This window comes from Mesorhizobium sp. CNPSo 4684, assembly GCF_057784315.1.
The window spans coordinates 148,894-168,914 of record NZ_JBWLUX010000006.1 but is presented as its reverse complement, the minus strand read 5'-3'; the positions used below and the strand labels follow the sequence as shown (position 1 = coordinate 168,914).

The following is a 20,021-nucleotide window of genomic DNA, read 5'->3' as shown; positions in this document are numbered from 1 at the left end:
TCGCCGCCCCCTTGCCATCCCCGAATTCTCATCCTAGTCTCCCGTTGAGAAAACCTTTTCCCAATTTCCGTGGCGTCCGCCGATCCCCAACATCGACAGGGCACGGGCCAGCAAGAGAAAACCTTTTCCCAAACCGAGGACCAACACCTAAGCAATGGCATCCGACGCGCCACCACCTGTCTCCGCCAAGACCCCCGTCACCCTGCGTGAGGTAGCGTCCGCCGCCAGCGTCAGCGTGGCGACGGCGTCGAAGGCGCTGAACGGGCAGGGGCGGATGACGGCGCAGACGCGCGAGCGTATCCGCGAGACGGCGCAGCGGCTCGGCTTCCGGCCGAACAGCCTGGCGCAGAGCCTGTTGCGCAAGCGCTCCTTCACCGTCGGGCTGCTCACCAACGATACCTATGGCCGCTTCTCGCTGCCGCTGATGGCCGGCGTTTCCGATGCGCTGGTCGATGCCGGCGTCTCGGTCTTCCTGTGCAATGTCGAGGACGACGTGCGGCTCGGCCAGCTGCATGTCGAGGCCATGCTCGACAAGCGCGTCGACGGCATCATCGCCACCGGCAAGCGAATCGACCGCCACCTGCCGGTCGACCTCGCCAATCTGCGCATCCCGGTGATCTACGCCTTTACCCAGCCCGATCCCGACGCCATCGGCTTCGTCTCCGACGATGCCGGCGGCGCGCGGCTGGCGGTCGAGCAGTTTTGCGCGCTCGGGCGCCGGCGCATCGCCCATGTCAGCGGTCCTGCGAGCTTCGCCGTGGTGCATGAGCGGGCGCGTGCCTACCGCGAGGTGCTGACCGAGCATGGCCTGCCGGTTGCCGAGCCGCTGCTCGGGCACTGGTCGGAGGCCTGGGGGCACGAGGCGGTCGCAAGACTGTTCGACGGCAAGGCGGGCAGGGGGGAGAAACCCGACGCCGTCTTCTGCGGCAACGACCAGATCGCGCGCGGCGTCATCGATGCGCTGCGCGAGCGCCGCATCGGCGTGCCCGGCGATGTCGGCGTCATCGGCTTCGACAATTGGGAGATCGTGGCGGAAGCGACGCGGCCGCCGCTGACCTCGGTCGACATGAACCTTTCAGCGCTTGGCCGCGAGGCCGGGCTTGCGCTGCTTTCGCTCGTCGGCGGCCAACCGGCCGCGCCAGGCATAAGAAAACTGCCGTGCCGGCTGGTGGTGCGTCAGTCATGCGGCCGTCCACCAGGCGGCTAGGAGAACGCGCGGCGCGATCTGGGAGAGCGCCGCAATAGGGAGGAGAATAGAACCATGAGGAGGAAAACCATGAAGACCAGGATTGCCGGGCTTGCCATTGCCGCGAGTATTTTCGCTATGCCCGCCATGGCCGCCGACACGGCCAATATCTGGGTGCGCGCCGACGGCTCGAATTTCATGCCGCGCATCGTCGATGCCTTCAACAAGGGGCATGAGAACCAGATCAAGCTCGACATCATCCCCAATGCCGAGATCATTCCGAAATATGGCGCCGCGGCCGCCGGCGGCACTGCGCCCGACGCGCTGTCACTTGACCTGATCTACACGCCGGCCTTTTCCGCCGCCGGCCAGCTGGAAGACATCACCGACTGGGCGAAGTCGCTGCCCTATTTCGCCAGCCTGTCGCCGGCGCACGTCAAGACCGGCACCTACAAGGGCCGCATCTACGGCCTGCCGTTCTCGGCTGACTCCTCGGTGCTGATCTGGAACAAGAAGCTGTTCAAGCAGGCCGGGCTCGACCCTGAAAAGGGCCCGGCCAATTGGGCCGAAATCGAAGCCGACGCCGAGAAGGTCAATGCGCTCGGCGGCGACATCAAGGGTTTCTATTTCTCCGGCAATTGCGGCGGCTGCAACATCTTCACCTTCACGCCGCTGGTCTGGGCCTCGGGCGGCGACATCCTCTCCGAGGACGGCGCCAAGGCGACGCTGGACAGCCCGCAATTGCGCGGCGCCATCGACCTCTACCGGTCGATGGTCAAGAAGGATCTGGTGCCAGCCGGCGCGCAGACCGACACCGGTTCCAACTTCTTCGCCGCCTTCGCCGCCGGCAATATCGGCATCTCGCCCTCCGGCGCCTTCGCCATCGGCGCGCTCAACACGCAGTATCCTGATGTCGATTACGGCGTCACCTTTCTGCCGGGCAAGGATGGCGGCTGGTCGTCCTTTGCCGGCGGCGACAATTTCGTCGTCACCAAGGGCACCACGAAGCTCGCTGTGGTGAAGGAGTTTCTCGACTTCGCCTATTCGCTCGAGGGCCAGACCATCCTGGCGAAATACGGCAGCCTGCCGGTGCGCGGCGACATCGCCAAGGAGGCGCTGAAGGATCTCGACCCGCGCTACCAGATCGCCGCCGAGGCGATGGCCAAGGGCCGCACACCCTATTCGGTGGTGTTCAACGATTTGATCAACTCCGCCAACGGCCCGTGGACGCAGATGGTCAACGAGGTCTTCTTCGGCGACGATGTCGACGGCGCGATCGCGAACGCCCAGGAGACCATGCAGTCGATCATCGACCAGGCGCCGCAGAAATAGGGACTGGCTGGACGGCAGCAGTGGCGCAACGCCCTGCCGTCCGAAGTCCCAATCCGGCCGCCCGCCCGTCTCCCTGGACGGGCGGCCGGACATCGCATCGCTAATTGCAGGGTTATCGTGTTGAAACAGCATTCACCTATCGGGATTGCCAGCAATAAGGCGCACCGGGACCTTGGCTCCCCCTTCTCCCCTTGTGGGAGAAGGTGGCCGAACGAAGTTCGGTCGGATGAGGGGTGTTCCAGCTTGGCTATACGTTCGAAATCCCCGCTGCCTCATTCCTTTGCGCACCCCTCATCCGTCTCGGCGCTGCGCGCCGATCCACCTTCTCCCACAAGGGGAGAAGGGAAGGGCAAGCCATGACCACCATCGCAGCAACCTCCGCCGCGGCGCGCCCGCGAAAACTGGTCGGTGCCGGCCGCCGGCAGTGGATCGGCTTGCTCTATGTCGCGCCGGCCGTGGCGCTGGTGGTTGTCTTTTTCATCATCCCGCTCGGCATGACGGCGTGGATGTCGTTGCACAACTGGCCGCTGATGGGCGAGCACAGCTACATCGGCCTCGATAATTATTGGGCGATCCTGCGCGACACCAGGTTCTGGAATGCACTGCGCTTCACCGGCCTCTACACGGTGGTGGTGACGATCGCGATCTTCGCCGTCGCCTTTCCGCTGGCGCTGTTCATCGAGCGTCCCCGGCGGCTCACCGGCTTCTACCGCACGTCCTTCTTCATGCCGGCTGTTATCGGCTTCGCTTCGGCGAGCCTACTCTGGTCGTGGCTTTTGAATGTCGATTCCGGCCTGTTCAGCCCGGCCGCCTTCGACCTCGGTCTGACCGGGAAGAAATTCAACCTTCTGGCCACCTTCCAGCCGGCCTTCTGGTCGATCATTGCCATGGTCGTGTGGAAGGTGGCGGGCTTCACCATGATCATCCTGATGACCGGCCTGCAGTCGATCCCGACCGATCTGCAGGAGGCGGCGATGATCGATGGGGCAGGACCGTTCGCGCGCTTTCGCGCCATCACGCTGCCGCTGATGCGCCGCACCCTGGCGCTGGCGCTGATCCTGTCGGTCGCCGGCTCCATCCTCGCCTTCGACCAGTTCTACATCATCCTGCGCGGCGGTCCGCGCAATCAGACGCTGACCGCCGTCTACTGGATATTCAACCAGTCCTTCGTATCGTTCAAGCTGGGCTATGGCGCCGCTCTGTCGATGATCCTGCTCGCCATCCTGGTCGCGCTCAGCACGTTCCAGCTCTGGCTGCTGCGCAAGCCCGAGGGGGTCGACTGATGGCGCAGGCAAGAAGCCGCAACAGCCGCTTGCGCCTCGGCATCGCCGAGCACGCGACCGGCATGATCGCCTCGGTGCTGTTCCTGGCGCCGATCGTCTGGACGGTGCTGTCGGCCTTCAAGCCGTCGCAGGAGGCGCGCCTGCCGCCGCTGCCGCCTTGGCCGACCACCGGTTTTTCGGTCGAAAATTACGGCACGCTCAACACTTTCGGCGACGGGCTGTGGCTGCCGGCGCAAAACAGCCTCTATGTCTCCGTCATGACGGTGGTGTTTTCCGTCATCGTCAGCGTGCTTGCCGGCTACGGCTTCTCGCGCTTCCGCTTTCCGTTCAAGGACCTGCTCTTCGTCGTCATCCTGTCGACGATCATGATCCCGTTCCAGTCGATCCTGACGCCGATCTTCCTGGTGCTGACCAAGGTCGGCCTGCACAACACGCTGACCGGGCTGGTCTGCGTCTATGTCACGCTGCAGCTGCCGTTCTCGATCTTCATGATGCGCAACGCCTTCGACGCGGTGCCGCGCGAGATCGAGGAGGCGGCCCGCATGGACGGCGCCAACAATGTCACCATGCTGCTGAAGGTGATGCTGCCTTTGGTCTGGCCCGGCATCGTCACCATCGCGCTGTTCGCCTTCCTCGGCGCCTGGAACGAGTTCCTGGCCGCCCTCGTGCTGATGACCGACCAGTCCAAATTCACGCTGCCGATCATGATGACCGCACTTCAATCCGGCCGCTTCGGCGCCATCGACTGGGGCGCCGTGCAGGCCGGCGTCACCGTGATGATGGTGCCTTGCCTGATCCTCTTCCTGTTGCTGCAGCGCTTCTACATACGCGGCCTGATGGCCGGCGCCGTGAAATGACCGGCGGAAATGACAATGACGAAATCGAACGGAGCCAGCCGATGACCGCACACAAATCCGCCGCCCGGAAGACGGGAAAACTAAGCCTCGCCTTCCGCCCGCTGCCGGTGCCGCAGGTCGACGTGCGCGGCTTCTGGGGCGACCGCGTCGATGCGGTGGCGTCGCGCACCGCCGACATCCTCTACGAGCGCTGCGTCGAAGCCCGCATGCTGGAGCAGATCGATCCGGACCGGCCGTCGCCCGGTCTCGTCATCCCATTCCATTCGCCGTCGCCCGACGAGGCGGCCACGCCCGGCTTCACCGGCTCGACGGTGACGACGCAGATGTTCTGGGATTCCGACTGGGGCAAGACCATCGAGACCGCCGCCTATTCGCTCTACCGCCGCCGCAACGACCGGCTGGAGAAAAACATCGACGCCGTCATCGACATGTACGAAAAGCTGCAGCAGCCCGACGGCTATCTGTCCTCCTGGTACCAGCGCATCCAGCCTGGCCTGCGCTGGACCAATTTGCGCGACTGCCACGAGCTCTACTGCGCCGGTCATCTGATCGAGGGCGCGGTCGCCTATTTCCAGGCCACCGGCAAGCGCAAGCTGCTCGACATCCTATGCCGCTATGCCGACCATATCGCCGACACGTTCGGGCCAGAGCCCGGCAAGCAGAAGGGCTATTGCGGCCATGAGGAGATCGAGCTGGCGCTGGTCAAGCTGGCGCGAGCGACCGGCCAGCGGAAATACATGGAGCTGGCGAAATACTTCATCGACCAGCGCGGCGTTGAGCCACATTATTTCGACGAGGAGGCGCGTGCGCGCGGCGCCGACCCGAAGGCCTATCATTTCAAGACCTACGAATACAATCAGTCGCACAGGCCGGTGCGCGAGCAGGACAAGGTCGTCGGTCACGCGGTCAGGGCGATGTACCTCTATTCCGGCATGGCCGACATCGCCACCGAATATGGCGACGATACGCTGCGGGTAGCGCTCGACCGGCTCTGGGACGATCTCACCACCAAGAGCCTCTACGTCACCGGCGGCATCGGGCCGTCGGCCCACAATGAAGGCTTCACCAGCGATTACGACCTGCCCAACGAAACCGCCTATGCCGAGACCTGTGCCTCTGTCGGGCTGGTGTTCTGGGCCAGCCGCATGCTCGGCATGGGTCCCGACGCCCGCTACGCCGACATGATGGAGCGGGCGCTCTACAACGGCTCGATCTCCGGCCTGTCGCTCGACGGCTCGCTGTTCTTCTACGAGAACCCGCTGGAAAGCCGGGGCAAGCACAATCGCTGGAAATGGCACCGCTGCCCCTGCTGCCCGCCCAATATCGGCCGCATGGTGGCGTCGATCGGCAGCTATTTCTACGGCCTGGCCGACGATGCGCTGGCCGTCCACCTCTATGGCGACTCGACGGCGCGTTTCGACATCGCGGGCACGCCGGTCAGCCTCGTCCAGACCAGCAACTATCCCTGGGACGGCGCGGTCTCGATCCGGGTCGAGCCGGATGCGCCCGTTGAGTTCACGCTGCATCTGCGCGTGCCGTCCTGGTGCCGCAAGGCAACGCTGAAGGTCAACGGCGCGTCTGTCGACCTCGATGCCGCGTCGAACGATGGCTACGCAGCGATCCGGCGCGAGTGGCAAAAGGGCGACCGCGTCGAACTCGACCTCGACATGTCGATCTCGCGCCTGTTCGCCAACCCGCAGGTGCGCCAGGATATCGGCCGCGTAGCACTTGCGCGCGGCCCGTTGATCTACTGCGTCGAAGAGACCGACAATGCCGGCCAACTGCACCGCATCACCTTGCCGCGCACGGCTGAGATCGAGGCGCATCCCGAGCCGAACCTTCTCGGCGGCGTCGTCACCCTCTCGGCCACCGGAAGTCGGGAAACGGCGGAAAACTGGGACAACGGCCTCTATCGCACCGAGGCGCCAGCCGTCGAGCAGGCGAAGCTCAAGGCCGTCCCTTATTACGCCTGGGACAATCGTGACCCCGGCGAGATGGTGGTGTGGTTGCGCGACGGGTGAGTTACAAACTCACGAAAGCCGTCAGCGGCAGATGATCAGACGCAACCCGCGATAGCGGCGTATCATGGGCTTCCACCGACGAGACCATGCCGTGCCGGTTGGCCATGATGCGGTCGAGCGCCAGAACCGGCAGGCCCGAGGGGAAAGTCGGTACGGCCGGCGGCGTGGCGAAGGTGGTGTGCAGCGTCTTCAGCGCCGAGCGGTTGCCCAGCCGCCATTCGTTGAGGTCGCCGAGCAGCAAGGTCGGCCTTTCATCCTGGCTGCTCATAATGTCGAGCACGACGCGGGCCTGCTCGGAGCGTGAGCGGCGCAGCAGGCCGAGATGGGCGGCAATGACGCGCAGCGTGCGGGTTTCGTCGAGGTCGATCTCGGCTACCAGCGCGCCGCGCGGCTCCAGCCCCGGCAGCTTGATCTGATGCACGTCACGCACCGTGCCGCGCTTGAACAACAGAACGTTGCCGCGCCAGCCATGGCCCTTGCCGTTTCCCGAAACCGGCACCGGCACCAGCCCCGTTTCGTGTTCGATCCGGGCAAGATCGAGCAGCCCGGCGCGATCGCCGAACCGGTTGTCGGCCTCTTGCAAAGCAATGACGTCGGGGCCGATCTCGCGGATGACGCGGGCGGTCCGCTCGGGGTCGAACCGGCGGTCGGTGCCAATGCATTTGTGAACATTGTAGGAGGCGACCACCATCTCAGCGCCATCAACGCGCTTGCGCGGCGTCGCATTCGCCTTGCGCGCCTTCCTGCCGCGGATCGACAGGAGCACGGTTTCGGGGAGGCTGCGTCCGTTTATGTCCATAGGCCTGCTGTTCAATCTGTACTGATTCTAAAGATAGGGCGATCCCAGCCATAGCAACCGGTCGAAAACACGGATGACAAATGGCCGCGCTTTCAAGGTTGCGAGTGTGACGGGTTTGGCGGAAGCGATTGCTGATCCGATGCGTGCTTCGATCTCGGCGGCAAAGCCTTTATCCAGCACCTCCAGATCGATCTCGAAATTCAGCCGCAGCGACCGGGCGTCGAGGTTGGAGGAGCCGACATAGGCCCACACGCCATCGACCGACAGCAGCTTCGAATGGTCGAACGACCCTTCGTGGCGCCAGACACGGCAATAATGCTTCAGCACCTGGTCGTATTGCGCCGACATGGCACGGCCGACCAGGAAGAGATTGTTGACCGCCGGCACGACGATATCGATCTCGACGCCGCGCCGGGCCGCCGTGGTCAGCGCGCTGATGAATTCCCGGTCCGGCAGGAAATAGGGCGACATGATGCGGATCGATTTGCGGGCGACGGAAAATGCGCCCATCAGCAATTTGTGGTTGGTTTCTATGCTGGCGTCCGGCCCCGACGCCACGGCCCGCACCAGGATCGGCTGACCGGGCGGCGGCGAGGGTTTTTCGACGTGCCAGACCTCGTCCTTGAGGGCCTCGTTGCCGGCAAAGCGCCAGTCCTCGGCGGCAACCGCAAACAGGTCGGCCACGACCGGTCCAGTGACCTGGAAATGTGTATCCGCCGAACTGGCGGTTCCCGCGAATTCGGCCGAGAATCCCTTGCGGATGTTCATGCCTCCCGTGAATGCGACCGCACCGTCGACGATCAGGATCTTCCTGTGCGTTCTGAGGTTCGCATAGGGAAGTCTCAGGCCCATGACGATGTTGCCGTTGAAGAGGTCGACGGTGACGCCGGCTTCCCGGAGAGTCGTCAGGATGCTGGGCACTGAGTAGCGCACGCCGACGGCATCGATGAGCACGCGCACGGTGACACCGCGCCGAACCGCGCCGGCAAGCGATTCGACGAACAGCTGCCCGATCTCGTCATTGTCGAAGATGTAGGTCTCGAGCAGGACGCTGCGCTGTGCCTCGTCGATCGCCTTGCGCATGGCCGCGTAAGCATCGTCGCCCGTCCTCAGCATGGTGATTGCGTTGCCCGAAAGCAGTCCGCGTCGCGCTACCCGGTCGCCCAACGTCTTCAGGCCGGCAAAGCGTTCGCCGAATTCGGCTGAGATCAGCGCTTCGAGCGCAATGTCGCGGTCGTGTTTGGCCGTCTCGGCTTCGCCCGCCACGGGCCTCATGGCGCTGATCGTGGCGCGGCGGATGCGGTTGATGCCGGCGATGGCGTAGATGATGGCGCCCAGGAACGGCGACAAAATCATCACGCCCACCCAGCCAGTGGCGGCGCGGACGTCTTCCTTCGTCATGATGGCGTGGACGATGCCGATAGCGGCCATCAGCATCGGAATGATCACGAGGATCAGAGGCCAGTAGGTCACAAAGGTCTGCCACATCGGCAGGACTATCGAGCCAGTGGCCGCAGAAGGCAATGCAAGGCATTAACGAGGACTGGGGCTTGGCGCCTCAGTCCTTCGCCCGCTCCACATAGGAGCCATCCGCCGTCATCACCACCACGCGGGTGCCGGCGCTGATGTGCGGGGGGACTGCGGTGCGCACGCCGTTGGACAGCACGGCCGGCTTGTAGGAGGACGAGGCCGTCTGGCCCTTGGTCACCGGTTCGGTCTCGACCACCTCGAAGGTGGCGCGCTGCGGCAGCACGAGGGCAATGGCGATGCCGTTGAACTGCGAAATCTGCACAGCCATGCCTTCGAGCAGATAGGGCGCCATGTCGCCGACGACGCTTTCCGACACCGCGACCTGGTCGTAGCTCTCCGGGTTCATGAAATGATAGCCTTCGCTATCCGCGTAGAGGAAGGTGTGCTCGCGGTCCTCGACATAGGCGCGCTCGACCTGCTCGGTGGTGCGGTAGCGCTCCGAAACCTTCACCCCGTCGGAGATGCGGCGCATGTCGAGCTGGGTGACCGGCGTGCCCTTGCCAGGGTGGATGTTTTCGGCAAAGAGGATCACGTAAAGCTTGCCGTCCTTGTCGACGACGTTGCCTTTACGCAGGGAACTGGCGATGACCTTCACCACGGTTTTCAATCCTAGACTTCGTTGGCCTGAAACGATTGTTCGGCGCAAATCGGCTGCGAGAGCCGTCGCCGTAGCGCATCTTGGCGCGAACCGCCAGCCCTGTCAGCAATTCCGTTGCCCGGCAAAGCCATGACCGAGGCCTCGCCCTGGTGGACGCCGGATGTTCACGCCGACCGCCGGCCGCGGCTGATCGCCCGCAACGCCATCGCGGCCGCGATGCGTGATTGGTTTGGCGAGCGCGATTTCATCGAGGTCGAGACGGCGGCGCTGCAGATATCGCCCGGCAATGAGGCGCATCTTTCGGCTTTCGCCACCGAGGCAATTGGTTCTGACGGGGAGCGCCGGCCGCTTTATCTCCACACCTCGCCGGAATTCGCTTGCAAGAAGCTGCTGGCCGCCGGCGAACAGCGCATTTTCAGTCTGGGTGCGGTCTGGCGCAACCGCGAGCGCGGCCCCTTGCACCATCCGGAATTCACCATGCTCGAATGGTACCGGGTGGGCGAAACCTATGAGAGCCTGATGGCCGATTGCGCCGAGCTGCTCAAGCTGGCGGCCAAGCGGGCCGGCGCTAAAACCTTTCGCTTTCGCGGCCGCGAGGCCAATCCATTTGCCGAGCCGGAACGGCTGAGCGTTGCCGAAGCTTTTCAACGCCATGCCGGCATCGATCTTCTCGCCACGGTGGCGGCTGATGGCAACACCGACCGTGACGCGCTTCATCAAGCGCTGGTCAAGGCGGGCCTGCGCACCGCCGACGATGACAATTGGGCCGATCTGTTCAGTCGCGTAATGGTCGAAAAGGTCGAGCCGATACTGGGGCAGGCGCGCGCCACCATCCTCTATGGCTATCCGATCTCGGAGGCAGCCCTTGCCCGGCCGAGCGCCGAAGACCCGCGCGTTGCCGAGCGCTTCGAGCTCTATTGCTGTGGCGTCGAGCTCGCCAACGCTTTCGGCGAACTGACCGATGCTGCCGAGCAGCGACGGCGCTTTGCCGCCGAGATGGACGAGAAGGAGCGCGTCTATGGCGAGCGCTATCCGCTGGACGAGGATTTTCTCGCGGCGCTGGCCACGATGCCGCAGGCCAGCGGCTCGGCGCTCGGCTTCGACCGGCTGGTGATGCTGGCGACGGGCGCGGCCAGAATAGACGACGTGATCTGGACGCCGGTCGCCTAAGAGGCGGGCCGGGCGGCTATACGCCTCCGCGGCCGCTTTTGGCTGCCGTGGCGCCAGCAGGTTGGCGACGAAAAGCGGGACTTATCGAATCTCCACGTTCGTCCTGAAATGGATGCGATCCGGTTAGGCTGGAATCCGTGGACAATAAATTAAATCAACTTGATCTCTTAAAGCTGCGTTCTGTGGAAAGGGCTGCTGTTCGAGAAAGTTCGGAGCCTTGCCTCCACGCGGCCGGCTTATCATCACCATCGCCTTGGCCTGGGTTGTGATCGGCACCGCAGATGGGGCTTTGGCGGTCTGCTCGGGCGCTATGCCGCAGCGGCGCAATTGCCCATGCGCCATTGCACAAGCCGAAGCGGGACAATAGATGGTGCAGCAGCCGCTACCGCCCGGCGCGGCTTGAAGCCAGGACCATGCGCATGACAGATACATCAGAGGCAGCGAAATTGACCGACCGCGTCGCGGCTCTGGTCGAGGCTGCCAAGCGGGCCGGCGCTGACGCCGCAGATGCGGTTGCCGTGCGCGGCCGCTCGACCGGCGTGTCGGTGCGGCTGGGCAAGGTCGAGAGCACGGAGGCCTCCGAGGGCGACGATGTCTCGTTGCGCGTCTTTGTCGGCAACCGGGTGGCGAGCGTATCGGCGACGGCGGCATCGGACCCCAAGGCGTTGGCCGAGCGCGCCGTGGCGATGGCGAAAGTCTCGCCGGAGGATCCCTACCAGGGTCTTGCCGATCCGGCTTTGCTCGTCGGCAAGGTGCGCGACCTCGATCTGTTCGACGCCACCGAGGTTTCGGCCGATCAGTTGAAGGAAGCGGCCCTGGCTGCCGAGGAAGCAGCCCTTGCCGTCAAAGGTGTCACCAATTCGGCCGGCAGCGGCGCCAGCGCCGGGCTGGGCGGGCTGGTGCTTGCGACGTCGAACGGCTTTGTCGGCCACTATGTCGCCTCGCGCTTTTCGCGCTCGGCCAGCGTCATTGCGGGCGAGGGCACCGGAATGGAGCGCGATTACGAATATTCCTCGCACCAGCATTTTTCCGATCTCGACGCGCCCGAGCTGATCGGCCGCAAGGCCGGCGAGCGCGCCGTGCGCCGCCTCGGTGCCCGCAAGGCCGCGACCGGGCCGGTCGATGTCGTCTTCGATCCGCGCGTCGCACGCGGCATTGCCGGCCATCTCGCCGGCGCCATCAACGGCGCTTCGGTAGCGCGCAAGACCAGTTTTTTGCGCGAGATGATGGGCAAGCAGGTTGCATCGGCGGATATCACCGTCACCGACGAGCCGCTGCGGCGCCGCGGCCAGGCCTCACGGCCATTCGACGGCGAAGGCGTCGAGGGCGAAAAGCTGCTGATGGTCGAAAACGGCGTGCTGAAGCATTGGTTCCTGTCGACGTCCGCGGCGCGAGAACTGGGCCTTGTCACCAACGGACGCGGTGCGCGCAGCGGCTCGTCGGTGTCGCCGTCATCGACCAATCTCGCCATCGAGCCGGGCGACAGGATGCCGGAAGATCTGATCAAGTCGCTGAAATCAGGCTTTTACGTCACCGAAGTGTTCGGCCAGGGCGTCGACATGGTGACCGGCGAATACAGCCGCGGCGCGTCCGGCTTCTGGATCGACAATGGCGAGCTTGCCTATCCGGTGGCCGAGGTGACCATCGCCTCCAATCTGAAGACGATGTTCCTCAACATGGTGCCGGCTAGCGATCTCGACCGCAATTTCGGCACCGCCGCACCGACGCTGCTGATCGAAGGCATGACCCTTGCCGGCGCGTGACCCGGTCATATCGGCTGCAGAAGACCTTGAGCTTTTGCGCGACGCCGCCCGCGAGGCCGGTGCGATCGCCATGCGCTATTTCGGCAAAAACCCGCAAGTGTGGATGAAGGGCGGCACCTCGCCGGTCAGCGAGGCCGACCATGCGGCTGATGCCTATTTGCGTGAGACCCTGCTCGCGGCGCGGCCGGACTATGGCTGGCTGTCGGAGGAAACGACCGACGATCCGGCGCGGCTTCTGGCGCGCCGCACCTTTGTCGTCGATCCCATCGACGGCACCCGTGGCTTCCTTGAAGGCCTGCGCTCCTGGTGCGTCAGCGTCGCTGTGGTCGAGGACGGCCGCACGCTCACCGGCGTGCTCGAATGCCCGGCCAAGGACGAAACCTATTGGGCGCTGCCTGGACAGGGCGCATTCCTTAATGGCAAGTCCATTGCCGTGCGTCGCTTGGGCGAGACGGTCGAGATCGGCGGGCTGAAGCAGCTGATCGACCGGATGCCGGCGGAGTGGCAGAGCCGGGTGCATCGCGCGGCGCACATTCCCTCGCTCGCCTATCGGCTGGCGATGGTCGCCAACGGCACGCTCGACGCCACCTTCGTCAAGCCCAACGCGCATGATTGGGATATTGCCGCCGCCGATCTCATCCTGCGCGAAGCCGGCGGCGCCGTGCTCGACGGGCATGGCCGCGCGCCGCTTTACGCCGGCGAGGTGATCCGTCACGGAGCCTTGGTCGCAGGCAGCGGGAAGCTGCTCACCGTGCTTGCCGGCGTCATTGCCGGTACGGAAGCGTGATCGAAGGTTCCAAAGTCGACAGCTTTGGTCTAGACCTGTCACAAACTCACAATATGTGAAGGACCGAAATGCCCGCGGAAGACGGAAAGAAACAGCTTTTGCACCTGGTGTTTGGCGGCGAGCTGAAGAAGCTGGGTGGCACCGAGTTCCGCGATCTCGACGCGCTCGACATCGTCGGCGTCTATCCGGACTACCAAACCGCGCACAGCGCGTGGAAAGCCAAGGCGCAAGCCAGCGTGGACAATGCCCATATGCGTTATTTCGTCGTTCATCTGCATCGGCTGCTCGACCCTGAAAGCAAGGCCGGCAGTTGACAGCGATGGAGCATGAAGCGGTGAAAGGGCAGCCCACCGGCGCCGCGGTCAGAAGAAGACGCGGCGGCAGCACGAAGACGTTCTGGCGCAAGATCCGCGAGCCATTGGCGCAGTCGCGAATCGTCAAGAGCATCATCGTCAGCCTGCTCGCCTGGTTTGTCCGCCTGGTGCGCCTGACCAACCGCATGGTCGAAGGCTCGGCGCAGTTTTCCGGCGGCGCCTACGCCAAGTTCGAGCCTGGCATCATCGCGCTGTGGCATGGCCAGCATCTGCTCACACCCGCCTATTATCCCAAGGGACGGCCGCTGGTCGCCATGGTCTCGCGCAGTGCCGATGCCGAACTCAACGCGCTGATGATCGCGAAATTCGGCATCGAGGCGGTGCGCGGCTCCGGCGGCCGCGAAAGCTCGAAGCACCTCGACAAGGGCGGCGCCAAGGCGCTTATTGCCCTGAAAAAGTCACTCGTCGCCGGCAAGAACGTCGCCATGATCGCCGACATTCCCCACGGCACGCCGCGCGACGCGGGGCTTGGCATCGTTCTGCTGGCGCGGCTTTCGGGTCGGCCGATCATGCCTGCCGCCATCGCCACCAGCCGCCGCAAGGTGCTGGAACGGAGCTGGGACAAGACCACCATCAACCTGCCGTTCGGCCGCTCCTCGATCGTCATTGGAACGCCGGTGTTTGTGCCGGCCAATGCCGACGAGGCCGAAATGGAGCGCAAGCGCCGGGAAGTCACGGCCGCGCTCAATGCCGCAACCGCCGAGGCCTATCGCCTCGTGGACGGCAATCCATGAGCGAGCGCTGGGCGCGCGCCTTCCTGACGGCGTATCGCTTCGCCGGCGCGGCCGCCTATCCGCTGATAGGCCCCTATGTCGCCTGGCGGACGTCGCAGGGCAAGGAAGATCGTAGTCGCAGTCGCGAGCGCTACGGCGTCGCCGGGCGGCCGCGTCCCGAAGGCCCGGTGATCTGGATCCATGCCGCAAGCGTCGGCGAGACCATCGCTGTCGTGCCGCTGGTGCAAAGCATCCTCGATTACGGCGTCAATATCGTGCTGACGACGGGCACGGTGACCTCGGCGCAGGTCGCCGACGAACGGCTCGGCGACCGCATCATCCATCAATATGTGCCGCTCGACCTCAAGCCGGCGGTCAGCCGCTTCCTCGATCACTGGCGGCCGGACCTGGCGATCATCGCCGAATCCGAGATCTGGCCGATGACCATCCTCGAACTCGGCGCACGTCGCGTGCCGCAGGTGCTGGTCAATGGCCGGCTGTCCGACCGCTCGTTCAAATCCTGGAAGAAGCGCGCCAACATCGCCGAGGCGCTGTTCGAGAACCTCGCCCATGTCGTTGCCCAGTCTGATGTTGATGGCGAACGGTTTCGTGCGCTTGGCGCCCGGCCGGTCACCGTCTCCGGCAACCTCAAGGTCGACACCTTGCCGCCGCCGGTCGACGAAAGGACTCTGGCGACGCTGAAGCGCCAGATCGCCGGCCGCCCGACCTGGGCGGCGATCTCGACCCATGACGGCGAAGAGGTGGTCGCCGCCGAGGTCCACGCCATGCTCTACAAGCGCCACCATGGCCTGCTGACGATCATCGTTCCGCGCCACCCCGACCGCGCCGAAGCGCTTGCCGCGCAGATTTCCGGCATGGGCCTGAAGCTGGCGCGGCGCAGCAAGGGCGACCGGATCACCGCCGACACCGATATCCTGCTCGGCGATACGATCGGCGAGATGGGGCTTTATCTCCGGCTGACGGAAATCGCCTTTGTCGGCCGCTCGCTGACCTCGGAAGGCGGCCAGAACCCGCTGGAGCCGGCCATGCTCGACACCGCTGTGCTTGCCGGCCGCAACGTCCAGAATTTCCGCGAAGCCTATCAGCGTCTGCTCGACAGCGGCGGCGCCAAGCTGGTGCGCGACCGCGACATGCTGGCCGGCGCCGTCAATTTTCTGCTGAGCAATGAAGTCGCCCGCCATGAGATGATGGCGGCCGGTGCCGCCACTGTCGACCAGATGCGCGGTGCGCTGGCGCACACGCTGAAGTCGCTCGAGCCTTATATCCAGCCGCTGATCGTCAAGTCGCGCCTGAAGGGCGCCGACGGGCGCTAGGGTGGCGTCGGAAGCACCACCTTTCTGGTGGGAGGCGCCGGACTGGCGGGTCTTCGCGCTGTCGCCGCTGTCGGCGGTCTACGGCATGGTCGCCGGCCGCCGCATGCGTCGCGCGCCGCGCGAAAAGATCGACGCGCCAGTGCTTTGCGTCGGCAATTTCACCGTCGGCGGCAGCGGCAAGACGCCGGTCGCCATCGCGCTGGCAAAGCAGGCCAGGCGCATGCAGCTCAATCCCGGCTTCCTGTCGCGCGGCCATGGCGGCTCGTTCGCGCAGCCCCATGTCGTCGACATCAATCACGACGCCGCCAAACATGTCGGCGACGAGCCGCTGCTGTTGGCCGAGCATGCGCCGGTTGCGGTGAGCCCCAACCGCGCCGCTGGTGCCAAACTGCTCCTGGAAGCCCATGGCTGCGATTTCCTGATCATGGATGACGGCTTTCAGAGCGCGCGCATCCATATCGATTATGCGCTGGTCGTCGTCGACGCCCGCTACGGCATCGGCAATGGCCGCGTCATTCCGGGTGGGCCGCTCAGAGCCAACATCGTCGACCAACTGGTCTTCACCGACGGGCTGCTGAAGATGGGCGAGGGCACCGCCGCCGACCAGGTGGTGCGCCAGGCCGCCCGCGCCGGTAGGCCGATCTTCGAGGCGCATGCCGAACCCGGCGGCAAGGAACGCTTCGCCGGTCGGCGTTTCCTCGCCTTTGCCGGGATCGGTCATCCCGAAAAATTCTTCGACACGCTGCGCGGCACAGGCGCTGAGGTGGCGCTGACCCGGTCGTTTCCGGACCATCATTTCTATGCCCCTGACGAGCTCGCTGAGCTGGCGGCAACCGCGCGCCGCGAGGGACTGGGCCTCGTCACCACTGCCAAGGACGCCGCCCGGCTGCGCCATGGTGCAGCCTCGGCCGAATTCCTTGGTCAGCTCGACGTGCTGGAGATCGACGCCATGTTCGAGCTCGACAATGTGCCCGAACGCATCATCGACGAGACGCTGGACGCGTGGAGGCAGCGCAGGCTGCAGGGTTAGGGGCGGGGTTTCGCGCGCAGCGACCAAATACTCGGAGATGCCGGCGGGACAGCACCCCTCTGGCCTGCCGGCCATCTCCCCCGCAAGGAGGGAGATTGGCAGCTTCAATGCGCCGCCATTCCTGCTGCGCTGTAGGTCAGCGAATGAATCGATGACAGCTGATCTCCTCCCTTGCGGGGGAGATGCCCGGCAGGGCAGAGGGGGGTGTGAAGGATCGCTGGCGGCAGGTATCTGCTCAGCGCCGGCTGCGCAGGTCCGGATGCGTTTCGATCTCGCGGCGCAGCGAGGCGGCGGCGCTGACATAGGGTTCTTGCCTGGCGACGCTCCAGTATTTCAGCTCGTCCAGCGGGATGCTCTCGCCGGTCACCGCGCAGCGCACGAATGCGCCGGGGCTGGTGACTTGGAAATCGCCGTCGAGATAGCGGATCCGGGCTTCCTTGCCGCCAGGGCCTTCGAAACGATTCATCATCGGGTGGTGCCAGAGTTCATGCTGATTTCATCGCCATAAATTGCCGGCAAGGTCAAGCTTGACGCAATGCTGAGGCTCTATTGTCGCGCCGCAAACCATTCTCGTGGGACCGGCATGGACATTTCATCGGCCCGTCTGACCGCTCTGCTGCGCGAAGCCATGGTATTGGCGGCGGTGCCGTCGGCGAACGCCGACCCGGCGAAAACGGGCCTTGTCAAGGCGCTGGCGCAGCCGCCGGCGCCATCCGGTGCTCCATTGCAGCCGGCGGCGGTGCCAGCGCTGCAGGCCCAGTTGTCCGCCACCCTCGCCAAGGCGCAGCAGAGAGGATCTGCCGAAATCCTGCAGGCCTATCTGGCAATTGCCGAACCAGGCGCCGGGACGCCAGATGGTGCCCCGACAAGGGCCGCGGCGCCTGCACCGGCAAACGACGACGCACAGCACGGTTTGCCGGTGTTGCCGCCAAGGACCGACGATGGCGCTGCTGCGAAACCCGCAGGCCTGCCATGGCTTGCCTTTCTCGTCCCTGAAGTTTCGCCGCAGTCTCGTGCCTCCGCAACCAATGCAGCGGCGACACGAGGGCAGGCGACGCCTCGATCGAATGGCGCAGTCCAGCCCGAAAGCCAGCAAGAGATGCGTATCGGGCTGATGGCGGTAGGGACCGGGTTTTTGGCTGTCGCGATTATCGGGTTCGTCCTGCTGGTGCTTCGCTGAGCACCGAACGATCGTCGCTAGCGTTCGGCTTCGAGGAACGCTTCCATCTTTTCCATCGCCAGCCCCGCCTCGATCGCGATGCGGCGTGAGAGTTCGGCGGCAGCAGTACGCGGCCGTCCCAGCGGCCGGTCGAGCCAGTATGACACCGGGTTCAGCGCCGTGCGCTCATCGACGGCGACGATGCGGCCCGCCTCCAGCTGTTGCCCGGTCAATGGCGGCCGCGCCAGCGCGATGCCGAGCCCATAAGCGGCGGCATCGAGCACCAGATTGTAGTCTTCGAAGCGGCGGTCCTGCGGACGCGGGCGGTAATCCATGCCTTGAGCGGCAAACCAGGCGCGCCAGCCCGATGCGTCGGAATCGTTGATCAGCGGAAATTTGAGCAGACGGGCAGGGTCGCCGCGGCCGATCTCGCGGGCAAGGCCAGGTGCGGCGACGGGAAAGACATATTCCTCGAACAGCTGCACCGAGATCCGGCCCGGAATGCCGCCGCGCCCGCAGCGGATCGACAGGTCGATGCCTTCGTCGGCAAGGTCGGCCTGGCGGATGTCGACGTCGAGCACAATACGCAGCTTGCTGGGATTGTTCTCAAGCGCCGCCATGCGCGGCATCAGCCACAGCCCGCTGACCGAGGGGATCGAGGTCAGCCGCACCACGGCGGTGCCGCGCGGCTCGACCCAACGGTCGGAATGGGTGGAGATCAGCGCAAAAGCCTCCGCCGTGCGCAGATGCAGACGGTTGCCCTCGATGGTCAGCGAGACGCCGCGCGCGCCGCGGTCGAACACTTTCAGGCCCAGCCAGTCCTCCAGCTTGGCGATTTGCCGGCTGACGGCGCCATGGGTGATGTGGAGCTTCTCGGCGGCGGCCGAAAAGCTCCCGGTGCGTGCCGCCGCATCGAAGGCGCGCAGAGTCTCGAGCGGCACCATTGTGTCTGAGCTGTGATCCATAGTCACAGGTGATCCTCGATTTGATCGTTTGTCAACGGCGTCGAAAAGGCGCTTTCTGGCTTTCGAGACCCAAGAACACGAAGGACAGTGAGATGAGCGCAACGACCAGCACGTCGAATCCGACACAGCGGATGGACGCCACGGCAGCCATCGCCGTGGCGCTGACGGTGGTCGGCTGGGCGTCCGCCTTTCCCGCGATCCGCGCCGGCCTCGCCGCCTTCGGGCCGCTGGAACTCGGTGCGCTGCGCTTTGCCATCGCCGCGGTACCGGCGGCGATCTTCCTTGCCGTCAAGCGCCCGGCGCTGCCGCGGCTCGACGAATTGTGGCGCCTCGCCTTTGGCGGCGCGATTTTCGTCGCGCTCTACACGGTCATGCTCAACTACGGCGAACTGACCGTATCGGCAGGTGCGGCCGGCTTCATCATCAATGTCAGCCCGATCTTTACCGCCATCATGGCAATGGCATTGCTGGGCGAACGCTTCTCAGGGTGGGCCTGGTTCGGCACGGCGATTTCTTTCGCCGGCATCGGCATCATCGCCGTGGCCGACGGGAATGGCTTGCATTTCGACACCGGTGCGCTGCTGGTTCTTGGTTCCGCGCTGTGCTCGGCCATCAACACGATCGTTCAGAAGCCGCTTTTTGCCCGCCATCACCCACTGACCATCTCGGCCTCGAACATGATCCTTGGCGCACTTTGTCTGGCGCCCTTTCTGCCAAGCGGCTTTGCGCAGGCAGCGGTCGCCAACACAGCCGGGATCGGCGCCGTGATCTTTCTCGGCATCGTGCCGAGCCTGATTGCCTATGCCGCCTGGGCAACCGCTCTTTCGCGTCTGCCTGCGGCACGCGCGTCAAACTTCCTCTATCTGGTTTCGCCCATGTCGGCCCTGATCGGCTTCTTCTGGCTGGGCGAAGTGCCGACGCTGCTCGGCATCGTCGGCGGCGCGCTGGCGCTTGGCGGTGTCATCGTGGTGAATTTGAAGCGTTAGATCAGAGGGTTGGACGCTTTTCCCGAATCAAAATGAGAGCCGTACCGGAGTTCACAGCTCACGAGACGGCCGGCTGTCGCTGCGGTGCAGACATGACCCCACCGGCTGGCTATGGTGAGTTGAAATTCACCGGG

At 64.9% G+C, this 20,021-nt stretch carries 19 protein-coding genes; 14 read left to right on the top strand and 5 right to left on the bottom strand.

Translation table 11 applies throughout. From position 1 onward, the window contains the following. The first annotated feature begins 154 nt into the window (after positions 1-154). The 5 genes from AC04SG_RS07625 to AC04SG_RS07605 all read left to right on the top strand — a co-directional run bounded on the left by AC04SG_RS07625 (position 155) and on the right by AC04SG_RS07605 (position 6,679). Positions 155-1,207, top strand: coding sequence for a LacI family DNA-binding transcriptional regulator (locus AC04SG_RS07625; protein WP_488550523.1), 1,053 nt, complete (start codon positions 155-157; stop codon positions 1,205-1,207). A gap of 69 nt (positions 1,208-1,276) precedes the next feature. After that, a complete protein-coding gene (locus AC04SG_RS07620) occupies positions 1,277-2,518 on the top strand; it encodes an ABC transporter substrate-binding protein (protein WP_488550522.1) in 1,242 nt (413 codons plus the stop codon). Positions 2,519-2,874: 356 nt separating this feature from the next. Next, positions 2,875-3,801: a carbohydrate ABC transporter permease gene (locus tag AC04SG_RS07615; protein ID WP_477351997.1), complete on the top strand. Its 927-nt coding sequence runs from the start codon at positions 2,875-2,877 to the stop codon at positions 3,799-3,801. Continuing rightward, on the top strand, positions 3,801-4,658 hold the full coding sequence (locus AC04SG_RS07610) for a carbohydrate ABC transporter permease (RefSeq protein WP_488550521.1): 858 nt from the start codon (positions 3,801-3,803) through the stop codon (positions 4,656-4,658). Before AC04SG_RS07615 ends, AC04SG_RS07610 begins: the two co-directional genes overlap by 1 nt. Positions 4,659-4,699: 41 nt before the next feature. Continuing rightward, on the top strand, positions 4,700-6,679 hold the full coding sequence (locus AC04SG_RS07605; protein WP_488550520.1) for a glycoside hydrolase family 127 protein: 1,980 nt from the start codon (positions 4,700-4,702) through the stop codon (positions 6,677-6,679). A gap of 1 nt (position 6,680) precedes the next feature. Here the strand turns inward: AC04SG_RS07605 and AC04SG_RS07600 are convergent, their stop codons facing one another. The 3 genes from AC04SG_RS07600 to efp form a co-directional block, all read right to left on the bottom strand. After that, entirely contained in the window at positions 6,681-7,478 is a 798-nt protein-coding gene (locus tag AC04SG_RS07600; protein WP_112564939.1) for an endonuclease/exonuclease/phosphatase family protein, read from the bottom strand. A gap of 27 nt (positions 7,479-7,505) precedes the next feature. Further along, complete coding sequence (locus tag AC04SG_RS07595; RefSeq protein WP_488550519.1) at positions 7,506-8,966, bottom strand: phospholipase D-like domain-containing protein; 1,461 nt, start codon at positions 8,964-8,966, stop codon at positions 7,506-7,508. Between the two features lie 70 nt (positions 8,967-9,036). Next, entirely contained in the window at positions 9,037-9,606 is a 570-nt protein-coding gene (gene efp, locus AC04SG_RS07590; RefSeq protein WP_112565024.1) for an elongation factor P, read from the bottom strand. Between the two features lie 129 nt (positions 9,607-9,735). On the opposite strand from efp, the gene epmA reads away from it, so the two are divergent. From epmA to lpxK, 7 genes are all read left to right on the top strand, one after another. Further along, the gene (gene epmA, locus AC04SG_RS07585) at positions 9,736-10,776 is read left to right on the top strand and encodes an EF-P lysine aminoacylase EpmA (RefSeq protein WP_488550518.1); all 1,041 of its coding nucleotides are present in this window, start codon (positions 9,736-9,738) and stop codon (positions 10,774-10,776) included. Between the two features lie 419 nt (positions 10,777-11,195). Beyond that, positions 11,196-12,539, top strand: coding sequence for a TldD/PmbA family protein (locus AC04SG_RS07580; protein WP_488550517.1), 1,344 nt, complete (start codon positions 11,196-11,198; stop codon positions 12,537-12,539). Next, the gene (locus tag AC04SG_RS07575; RefSeq protein ID WP_488550516.1) at positions 12,526-13,326 is read left to right on the top strand and encodes a 3'(2'),5'-bisphosphate nucleotidase CysQ; all 801 of its coding nucleotides are present in this window, start codon (positions 12,526-12,528) and stop codon (positions 13,324-13,326) included. Before AC04SG_RS07580 ends, AC04SG_RS07575 begins: the two co-directional genes overlap by 14 nt. Positions 13,327-13,394: 68 nt before the next feature. Next, positions 13,395-13,640 (top strand): DUF4170 domain-containing protein, encoded by a 246-nt coding sequence (locus AC04SG_RS07570; protein ID WP_112564945.1) that lies wholly within the window; start codon positions 13,395-13,397, stop codon positions 13,638-13,640. 5 nt (positions 13,641-13,645) lie between these two features. Continuing rightward, positions 13,646-14,434 carry a lysophospholipid acyltransferase family protein gene (locus AC04SG_RS07565; protein ID WP_488550515.1) on the top strand — a complete coding sequence of 263 codons (789 nt, stop codon included), beginning with the start codon at positions 13,646-13,648 and terminating at the stop codon, positions 14,432-14,434. Then, positions 14,431-15,747 (top strand): lipid IV(A) 3-deoxy-D-manno-octulosonic acid transferase, encoded by a 1,317-nt coding sequence (gene waaA, locus AC04SG_RS07560; RefSeq protein WP_192252905.1) that lies wholly within the window; start codon positions 14,431-14,433, stop codon positions 15,745-15,747. Before AC04SG_RS07565 ends, waaA begins: the two co-directional genes overlap by 4 nt. 1 nt (position 15,748) lies before the next feature. After that, entirely contained in the window at positions 15,749-16,777 is a 1,029-nt protein-coding gene (lpxK, locus tag AC04SG_RS07555) for a tetraacyldisaccharide 4'-kinase (protein ID WP_488550514.1), read from the top strand. Positions 16,778-17,012: 235 nt separating this feature from the next. Here the strand turns inward: lpxK and AC04SG_RS07550 are convergent, their stop codons facing one another. Further along, entirely contained in the window at positions 17,013-17,246 is a 234-nt protein-coding gene (locus AC04SG_RS07550; RefSeq protein ID WP_488550513.1) for a DUF2093 domain-containing protein, read from the bottom strand. Positions 17,247-17,360: 114 nt separating this feature from the next. Here AC04SG_RS07550 and AC04SG_RS07545 point away from each other — a divergent pair, with 114 nt between their 5' ends. Beyond that, positions 17,361-17,957 (top strand): hypothetical protein, encoded by a 597-nt coding sequence (locus AC04SG_RS07545; RefSeq protein ID WP_488550512.1) that lies wholly within the window; start codon positions 17,361-17,363, stop codon positions 17,955-17,957. 17 nt (positions 17,958-17,974) lie between these two features. Here AC04SG_RS07545 and AC04SG_RS07540 read toward each other — a convergent pair whose 3' ends face one another. Further along, the gene (locus AC04SG_RS07540) at positions 17,975-18,901 is read right to left on the bottom strand and encodes a LysR family transcriptional regulator (protein ID WP_488550511.1); all 927 of its coding nucleotides are present in this window, start codon (positions 18,899-18,901) and stop codon (positions 17,975-17,977) included. 92 nt (positions 18,902-18,993) lie between these two features. Here AC04SG_RS07540 and AC04SG_RS07535 point away from each other — a divergent pair, with 92 nt between their 5' ends. Next, positions 18,994-19,887, top strand: coding sequence for a DMT family transporter (locus AC04SG_RS07535; RefSeq protein WP_488550510.1), 894 nt, complete (start codon positions 18,994-18,996; stop codon positions 19,885-19,887). Positions 19,888-20,021 lie beyond the last annotated feature (134 nt).

Excerpts from the sequence above, each read along its gene's own strand:
- AC04SG_RS07625 (WP_488550523.1), top strand. The coding sequence starts at position 155 with ATGGCATCCGACGCGCCACCACCTGTCTCCGCCAAGACCCCCGTCACC.
- AC04SG_RS07620 (WP_488550522.1), top strand. The coding sequence starts at position 1,277 with ATGAAGACCAGGATTGCCGGGCTTGCCATTGCCGCGAGTATTTTCGCT.
- AC04SG_RS07615 (WP_477351997.1), top strand. The coding sequence starts at position 2,875 with ATGACCACCATCGCAGCAACCTCCGCCGCGGCGCGCCCGCGAAAACTG.
- AC04SG_RS07610 (WP_488550521.1), top strand. The coding sequence starts at position 3,801 with ATGGCGCAGGCAAGAAGCCGCAACAGCCGCTTGCGCCTCGGCATCGCC.
- AC04SG_RS07605 (WP_488550520.1), top strand. The coding sequence starts at position 4,700 with ATGACCGCACACAAATCCGCCGCCCGGAAGACGGGAAAACTAAGCCTC.
- AC04SG_RS07600 (WP_112564939.1), bottom strand. The coding sequence starts at position 7,478 with ATGGACATAAACGGACGCAGCCTCCCCGAAACCGTGCTCCTGTCGATC.
- AC04SG_RS07595 (WP_488550519.1), bottom strand. The coding sequence starts at position 8,966 with ATGTGGCAGACCTTTGTGACCTACTGGCCTCTGATCCTCGTGATCATT.
- epmA (WP_488550518.1), top strand. The coding sequence starts at position 9,736 with ATGACCGAGGCCTCGCCCTGGTGGACGCCGGATGTTCACGCCGACCGC.
- AC04SG_RS07580 (WP_488550517.1), top strand. The coding sequence starts at position 11,196 with ATGACAGATACATCAGAGGCAGCGAAATTGACCGACCGCGTCGCGGCT.
- AC04SG_RS07570 (WP_112564945.1), top strand. The coding sequence starts at position 13,395 with ATGCCCGCGGAAGACGGAAAGAAACAGCTTTTGCACCTGGTGTTTGGC.
- AC04SG_RS07565 (WP_488550515.1), top strand. The coding sequence starts at position 13,646 with ATGGAGCATGAAGCGGTGAAAGGGCAGCCCACCGGCGCCGCGGTCAGA.
- waaA (WP_192252905.1), top strand. The coding sequence starts at position 14,431 with ATGAGCGAGCGCTGGGCGCGCGCCTTCCTGACGGCGTATCGCTTCGCC.
- AC04SG_RS07550 (WP_488550513.1), bottom strand. The coding sequence starts at position 17,246 with ATGATGAATCGTTTCGAAGGCCCTGGCGGCAAGGAAGCCCGGATCCGC.
- AC04SG_RS07545 (WP_488550512.1), top strand. The coding sequence starts at position 17,361 with ATGGACATTTCATCGGCCCGTCTGACCGCTCTGCTGCGCGAAGCCATG.
- AC04SG_RS07540 (WP_488550511.1), bottom strand. The coding sequence starts at position 18,901 with ATGGATCACAGCTCAGACACAATGGTGCCGCTCGAGACTCTGCGCGCC.
- AC04SG_RS07535 (WP_488550510.1), top strand. The coding sequence starts at position 18,994 with ATGAGCGCAACGACCAGCACGTCGAATCCGACACAGCGGATGGACGCC.